This is a genomic window from Acetivibrio sp., from assembly GCF_035371925.1.
In the GTDB taxonomy this organism is placed as follows: domain Bacteria; phylum Bacillota; class Clostridia; order Acetivibrionales; family Acetivibrionaceae; genus Hungateiclostridium.
The window spans coordinates 1-7,605 of record NZ_DAORXT010000119.1; the positions used below are offsets into that span (position 1 = coordinate 1).

At 38.9% G+C, this 7,605-nt stretch carries 9 protein-coding genes; all 9 read left to right on the forward strand.

Going from position 1 to position 7,605, the window contains the following annotated elements; genetic code table 11:
* Positions 1 to 11 precede the first annotated feature (11 nt).
* The 9 genes from PLH43_RS12370 to PLH43_RS12410 all read left to right on the forward strand — a co-directional run bounded on the left by PLH43_RS12370 (position 12) and on the right by PLH43_RS12410 (position 7,269).
* Positions 12 to 1,244: an LL-diaminopimelate aminotransferase gene (locus PLH43_RS12370; RefSeq protein ID WP_324363585.1), complete on the forward strand. Its 1,233-nt coding sequence runs from the start codon at positions 12 to 14 to the stop codon at positions 1,242 to 1,244.
* A 111-nt stretch (positions 1,245 to 1,355) separates the two neighbouring features.
* Positions 1,356 to 2,291, forward strand: a complete 936-nt coding sequence (locus tag PLH43_RS12375) for an LCP family protein (RefSeq protein ID WP_324363569.1) — start codon at positions 1,356 to 1,358, stop codon at positions 2,289 to 2,291.
* Positions 2,292 to 2,451: 160 nt separating this feature from the next.
* Entirely contained in the window at positions 2,452 to 3,438 is a 987-nt protein-coding gene (locus PLH43_RS12380; RefSeq protein WP_324363571.1) for a 2-hydroxyacyl-CoA dehydratase, read from the forward strand.
* 34 nt (positions 3,439 to 3,472) lie between these two features.
* Positions 3,473 to 4,252: an acyl-CoA dehydratase activase gene (locus PLH43_RS12385; RefSeq protein WP_324363573.1), complete on the forward strand. Its 780-nt coding sequence runs from the start codon at positions 3,473 to 3,475 to the stop codon at positions 4,250 to 4,252.
* Positions 4,253 to 4,396: 144 nt separating this feature from the next.
* Positions 4,397 to 5,065 (forward strand): 7-cyano-7-deazaguanine synthase QueC, encoded by a 669-nt coding sequence (gene queC / locus PLH43_RS12390; RefSeq protein WP_324363575.1) that lies wholly within the window; start codon positions 4,397 to 4,399, stop codon positions 5,063 to 5,065.
* A 30-nt stretch (positions 5,066 to 5,095) separates the two neighbouring features.
* On the forward strand, positions 5,096 to 5,479 hold the full coding sequence (gene queD, locus PLH43_RS12395; protein WP_324363577.1) for a 6-carboxytetrahydropterin synthase QueD: 384 nt from the start codon (positions 5,096 to 5,098) through the stop codon (positions 5,477 to 5,479).
* A 25-nt stretch (positions 5,480 to 5,504) separates the two neighbouring features.
* The gene (locus PLH43_RS12400; RefSeq protein WP_324363579.1) at positions 5,505 to 6,137 is read left to right on the forward strand and encodes a radical SAM protein; all 633 of its coding nucleotides are present in this window, start codon (positions 5,505 to 5,507) and stop codon (positions 6,135 to 6,137) included.
* Between the two features lie 5 nt (positions 6,138 to 6,142).
* Positions 6,143 to 6,712, forward strand: a complete 570-nt coding sequence (locus PLH43_RS12405) for a uracil-DNA glycosylase (RefSeq protein ID WP_324363581.1) — start codon at positions 6,143 to 6,145, stop codon at positions 6,710 to 6,712.
* On the forward strand, positions 6,691 to 7,269 hold the full coding sequence (locus PLH43_RS12410) for a uracil-DNA glycosylase (protein ID WP_324363583.1): 579 nt from the start codon (positions 6,691 to 6,693) through the stop codon (positions 7,267 to 7,269). The genes PLH43_RS12405 and PLH43_RS12410 overlap by 22 nt, the downstream gene beginning before the upstream one ends.
* Positions 7,270 to 7,605: the final 336 nt, after the last annotated feature.

Sequence of the window (7,605 nt, forward strand, 5' to 3'; positions counted from 1 at the left end):
GGAGGTTGTTTATGGCTTTTATTAACGAAAACTATCTTAAGCTTCCGGGAAGCTATCTTTTTTCTGAAATTGCAAGGAGAGTAAACTGTTTCAAGCAAGAAAATCCCGATGCAAAAATAATACGGCTGGGAATTGGAGATGTTACAAGGCCGCTGGCGCCGGCGGTTATCGATGCTTTGCACAAAGCGGTGGATGAAATGGCCAAAGAAGAAACTTTCAGGGGATACGGACCTGAGCAGGGCTATCAATTTTTAATCGCCAAAATAATTGAAAATGACTATGCTCCTAGAGGTATAAAGATTGATGAAGACGAGGTATTTGTAAGTGATGGAGCAAAGAGCGATACCGGAAACTTTCAGGAGATATTTGGCTTGGACAACAAAATTGCGGTTACCGACCCGGTATATCCGGTTTATGTGGACAGCAACGTTATGGCTGGAAGAACCGGGGATTATCTTGAGCACGGGTACTTTGAGAAAATGACCTATCTTCCGTGCACTGCCCAAAACAACTTTATTCCTGAGCTTCCCAAAGAAAAAGTGGATATTATTTATCTTTGCTTCCCCAATAACCCGACGGGAATGACTCTCTCCAAGGAAGAACTCAAGAAGTGGGTTGACTATGCTAGAAAGAACCGCGCTATTATACTGTTTGACTCGGCATATGAAGCGTTTATCCGTGAGAAAGATGTGCCTCACAGCATTTACGAGGTTGAGGGAGCGGACGAAGTAGCAATTGAATTCAGAAGCTTTTCCAAGACAGCAGGGTTTACCGGAACAAGATGTGCTTACACTGTTGTGCCTAAAAAGGTTGTGGCATATACCAAAAATGGAGAAGCATATCAGCTCAACAGTCTTTGGAACAGGAGACAGACAACAAAATTCAACGGCGTTCCGTATATCATACAGCAGGCTGCAGCGGCAGTGTATACTCCTGAGGGCCAAAAACAGATAAAAGAAACCATAGACTATTATATGGACAACGCAAAAATAATAAAACAAGGCTTGGAAGACATCGGCCTTACCGTATTTGGAGGAGTGAATGCTCCATATATCTGGCTTAAGACTCCGGATGGCGTAAGTTCATGGGAATTTTTCGATATCATGCTAAAAGAAATAAATGTTGTCGGAACACCGGGCTCGGGCTTTGGACCAAGCGGTGAAGGATATTTCAGGTTGACAGCTTTTGGAAGTAGAGAGAACACATTAGAGGCTGTTGAGAGATTCAAAAATTTGAAACTTTAGTAGGAATTCTTTGCTGCTTTAACTTAATAGATTGTATTAAAAAAAATTATACACATATACTAAGAATACTATTTTTATGAGGATATATGGATTTTTGAAGACGGGTGAAATATGAATTCTAGAAAAAGTATTCTTTATATATGTGTAGTTTTTTCGTTGATTTTATTTATACAGGGAATATATACTCTTTTGTTTGCAGAAGAGGAATACAACGGTACGGAGTTTGGTGGCGAATACAACTTTGTGGAGATTGTAAAAGGAAAAACTGATGAGGAAAATGAGCCAAAGGACTCTGTCTCATATATAAATGTGCTTGTATTGGGTCTTGATGATGATGAAATGAGATCCGACGTTATTGCGCTTATAAACTACAGCCCTAATGAAAACAAAATGAACATATTGTCCATTGCCAGGGATACCAGAGTAAAATTCAACGGCAAATACACGAAGATAAACTCTCTTATCGGAAAAGGCGGAGAAAAAACGGTAATTGATATGGTGGAGGATATAACCGGTCTTCCTGTAGATTACTACGTTACTTTGAATTTCAAAGGCTTTAGGGAAATTGTCGATGCATTGGACGGTGTTGAGATAGACGTACCCTTTGACATGGACTATGACGATCCGTATCAAAATCTTCATATTCACCTAAAGAAAGGAAAGCAGGTGCTGGACGGCAAAAAAGCGGAGCAATTTGTAAGGTATCGCAAGGGAAATCATCAAGGAGAAGGTTATGAAGACGGGGACCTTGGACGGATAAAAATGCAGCAGCTTTTTATCGAAGAGTTTGTAAAGCAAAAGATTAAATTGAAATACTTACTTAAAGCAAATGAAATTTTTTATACTCTGAAAAAGAATATGAGGACAAATATTGAGATTGGAGACATACGTTATTTTATCAGGGATATAAAAAATATAAAGACACCTGTAATTGAAGGATACACTTTGCCGGGATATTCGAGGTATATTGGAAGTCAGTGGTTTTATATATATAATAAGAAGGAAACAAAGAAGCTTATAGAAGAAAATTTCTATTATACCAATTAATAGATATTGTAATTAATGGGATGAGGTATTTTAAAAATCAGCTGTAACGGGCTGATTTTTTTGATGTTTGAGGGATTGGATATAATTATATAATTGCTTAAAACTATTAATTTATGTATTATAGTTTTAGGAGAACAAATGATTTGAGGTGTTATTTAGTTTGAAAAATATAGGTTTTACCACAAGCGTACCTGTGGAAGTGATATTTGCAGCAGGACACAGGCCTGTTGATTTAAATAATGTATTTATTACTAATGACAACCCCGGAAAAATGATAGAAGCTGCTGAAAATGCGGGATTTCCCAGAAATACCTGCGCGTGGATAAAGGGTATTTACTCTGCCGTTATTGACATTGGAGGAATAGACGAACTTATCGGTGTTGTTGAAGGTGACTGCTCAAATGCAAAGGCGCTGGTTGAGGTTTTGGAGCTTAAGGGGATACAGTGTTATGAGTATTCGTACCCAAATTCCAGAAGCTATGACCAGGTGAAAAGGGAAATTGAAAAATTTTGTACTCATTTTGATGTCAGTTATGAAGAGTGTTTGAAAGTTAAAAAGGAATTGGATAAAATTAGAAAAAGACTTTCTTATCTCGATGAACTGACATGGAAGCACAACAAGGCCGGCGGATTTGAAAATCACATATGGCAGGTTTCCAGCAGTGATTTTAACGGAGATTATGTTACTTTTGAACGCCAGCTGGACGATGTGATTTCTTCTATTGAAAAAAGAGAGCCAAAAACACAAAGCAAAAGAATAGGATATATAGGGGTTCCGCCTATTAATGGAGATATATACGAATTTATTGAGTCTCTTGATGCCAGAGTGGTATACAATGAAGTACAGAGACAGTTTACAATGGCTGATTCCATTGATATTGAGGATATTGTGGAAGAGTACAGGAGATTTACCTATCCGTACAGTATAAGAGGCAGGCTTGAGGATATAATTGCCCAGGTGGAAAAAAGAAAAATTGACGGTATTATACACTACACCCAGGCATTTTGCTTTAGAGGTATTGAAGATATTATAATAAGGAAAGAACTCAATGTTCCGGTTCTCACCCTTGAAGGGGACCGGCCCGGTAAACTGGACCAGAGGACAAAGCTTCGCATTGAGGCATTTATTGATATGCTTGATGAGTAAATTAGAATAGATACTTTATCGGAAAAGGTGAATTATGAGAGTATTGGGAATAGATTTGGGGAGCAGGGCGGTTAAGCTGGTCATTTTTGAAAATGGTATTTTTTTAGACAGCATGGTTTATGACACCGCATCTTTTTACCGTGACTTTTGCTCCAATGTAAATCAAAAAATCAGCATTGATTTTGAAAAACTTGATATCGGCCGCTTTGACAGCGTGGTGAGCACCGGCTACGGGAGAAACAATGTAAATGTGGAAAATTCGACGGTGATACTGGAGCTAAAAGCTCACACTTATGGTGCAGTGTGGCAGACCGGTCTTGAAGATTTCACGCTTCTTGATATAGGCGGGCAAGACAGCAAAGTTGTATCGGTTAGAAACGGGAAAATGGCGGATATGGTTTTGAACGACAAGTGCGCCGCATCCTGCGGAAGGTATCTGGAGAACATGGCAAATGTTCTCGGCATCAGCCTTGAGGAACTTACGGGACACTATGAAAATCCGGTGGAGCTAAATTCTACTTGTGCAGTTTTTGGCGAATCGGAGCTTATCGGAAAAATATCCGAGGGATACAGTATCAGGGAGCTTGCTGCAGGAGTAAACTATTCTCTTTTTAAAAGGATTAAACCGATAATTGAGAGATTTCCCCATGAAAATCTGGTGGTCTGCGGTGGCGTTGCCAGAAATAATGCCCTATTGGAATTTATAAAATCAGAGCTTGATTTTAAAAGGGTTGTTGTGCCTAGAATGCCCCAGCTAAACGGCGCTATTGGCTGCTGTGCTTTTAAGGTTAGGAAAGGAAGCAAAAGTTTATAGAAATTCGAAATGAATATTTTTTTGAAAAAGCATTAATATACTGGTATACTTATATAAATCGCATCAATTAATGTTACGCTGCTATAGCAAAGTACATTGATAGTTATATTCACTAAATATTCTAATGTTATTGGAGAGGATATTATGAGAAGAGCTGTTGTATTATTATCCGGAGGTCTTGACAGTACCACTTGCTTGTCGGTTGCTTTGGCAGAAGGCTATGAGGTTTATCCCCTGTCTTTTGACTACGGTCAGAGGAACAGAAAGGAGCTTGAGAGCGCAAAGCAGGTAGTTAAGTATTTTAAAATTAAAGAGCACAAAGTCGTAAAGATAGGAAATGTTGGGGGAAGCGCTCTTACGGACATGGAAATAGATGTTCCGGATTATAAAGGACTTCCTAGCATACCTGTCACATATGTACCGGCAAGAAACATAATTTTTTTGAGCTATGCGGCAGGATATGCCGAGGTGGTTAATGCAGAGGCTATCTTTATAGGTGTTAATGCTGTGGATTACAGCGGTTATCCCGATTGCAGGCCGGAATTTATTGAAGCTTTTCAAAAGGCAATAAATGTGGGAACGAAGAACGGTGTGAATGGAAGACCGGTCAAAATAATTACTCCATTAATAAACCTTTCTAAAGCGGAGATTATAAAGCTGGCATGTGAGAACAATGCACCCCTTCATTTGACCACAACCTGCTACAGAGGCGGAGAAAAAGCATGCGGTGTCTGCGACAGCTGCGTTTTAAGGCTCAAAGGATTTAAAGAGGCTGGAATTGTGGATGCCATAGAATATATGGAGCAAACTTGATTTAAATATAATTTTGAAAGGATTGCAGTTATGAAAATTGGAAAGGTTTCTATAACAAAGGTGTTTACATTCGACAGTGCGCATCATTTGGTGGACTACGACGGTAAATGCAGAAACATTCACGGACATACTTACAAATTGGAGATTACATTAAAGGGTTTTCCCGATAAAAACGGTTTGGTAATGGACTTTCATGATTTGGAAGACATGATAGAAGATGAGGTGCTGGATAGAATAGATCACAAGTACCTTAATGATGTATTTGATTTTAATCCCACCTGTGAAATGATAGGACTTTGGCTTTGGGAAGAGATTGCAATAAGGGTAAAAAATACTCAATGCAGCCTAGAAAAGCTTGTACTGTGGGAAACCCCCACCAGCTATATAACAATTGACAAGCATGATATGGAGTAGTTTCGCTTTCGAAGGAGAAAATAGCATGAAAGTAAATGAGATATTTTTAAGTGTTCAGGGAGAAAGTTTGTCTGCAGGATTCCCAACTGTATTTGTCCGCTTTACCGGCTGCAACCTTCGATGCAGTTATTGCGATACAAGATATGCATATGATGAGGGGAAAGAAATGACCCCTGCTGAAATATTTGAAGAGATAAAAAAGCTTCATTATAAAAGGGTGTGTCTTACGGGGGGAGAACCTCTTTTGCAAGAAGAGTTGGGACAACTTCTGACTCTTCTTGATGACTATATTGTGACGATTGAAACCAATGGTTCGGTAAACCTTGGAAGAGTAATGCTTAAAAATCCAAGGCATTCTTATGTTATGGACATGAAGGTGCCCTCGTCGGGATGTAGTGATGAGATGCTGTTTGAAAATTTCGATTTACTGAGAGATTGTGATGAAATAAAGTTTGTGATAGGAACTAGAGCGGATTACGAATGGGCTAAAACTGTAATTTCAAAATATCACAGAAAAGGAACCGTAACCTTTTCTCCGGTATACGGTAAAATCGATTATTCCGGCATAGTCCAGTGGATACTCGAGGACAAGCTTGAGGCAAGATTTCAGGTTCAGCTTCACAAGGTGATCTGGGGACCTGATAAAACAGGGGTATAGATAGTATGTATAATTGGGAAGAACTAATAAATGTATGCTCAAACTGTGAAAAGTGCCGTTTAAGCAAAACGAGAACCAATATTGTAATTGGGCGGGGAAACATAAATGCACCTCTAATGCTTGTGGGAGAAGGCCCCGGTGAACAGGAGGACCTCCAAGGACTTCCTTTTGTAGGACCGGCGGGAAAGCTTCTGGACTTGTTGCTTAGAGCAATGAGAATAAAAGAGGATATGTACTATATAGCCAATATTGTAAAGTGCAGGCCTCCAGGCAACAGGGTTCCTACGGATGAGGAAGCCGAAATGTGCCTGCCTTATTTGAGAAATCAATTGGTACTGGTAAAACCCCGTATAATAGTGTGTTTGGGTGCAACAGCAATGAAATACATAATTGGCAGGGATGCGAAGATTACAAAAATCCGAGGTCAATGGATTGAAAGAAAGGGATATTGGATTATAGCCACTTTTCATCCGGCAGCATTACTAAGGGATGAATCAAAGAAGGTTCTTATGTGGGAGGACTTTAAAAAGGTAAAACAGAGGTTGGATAGTATATGTCAAAATCAGAGCAGCTAAAGAATCTATATGATTTATATAAGAAAGAGTTTTACGGAAGAGAAATTGTTTTAGGAGATGGAAATGCCGATTCCCGACTGGTATTGATAGGGGAAGCGCCGGGAAGGGAAGAGGTTTTGAACTCAAAGCCTTTTGTAGGTGCTGCGGGAAAGAACCTTGCAGAATTTCTAGACAAGCTGGGACTTAAGAGAGAGGACATATATATAACCAATGCAATCAAATACAGGCTCTCAAAGGTAAATCCGGACACCAACAGGGTTTCAAACAGACCGGCAACCAAAAATGAGATTCTGGATAATAGGGACTATTTGCTAAAGGAGATTGAAATTATTAATCCAGAGTATATTGTCACCTTAGGTAATGTACCCTTAAGGGCGGTGTACGGAGACTTTGGCATTACTATCGGTGAAGTTCACGGCACTTTAAGCAAAATCAAGGTTTTGGAGGCTGAGTATAATCTGTTTCCCCTCTATCATCCTGCGAGTATTATATACAATGCAAAGCTAAAAGAGATTTATAATGAAGATTTAAACAAGTTAAAGCTAATAATAGGCTAGCAGGGATTTCGTTTTTATTCAAAATGGAGTATGAGAATGCAAAATGGGAAATAATATTGCGAAAAAAAGCGTATTATTTATTAATTAATAGGATAAAATAAATTCTAGGTTGATAATTAAGATTATCAAGTGATTTTTGGTGTAAAATAACCCCTTGACTTTATTATATTTTCGGTGTTATAATTTAAAAGCTGTCAGGGCTGACATCTTCGAGACGAATAAAGTCGAGAAGGTACAGAAAAATGAAAAAAATACCTCTAAAAAGGTGTTGACAAAAAGACGACAGCATGATAACATATAAAAGTCGCGCTGAGAACAAAGCGCGAAACGCTTGAA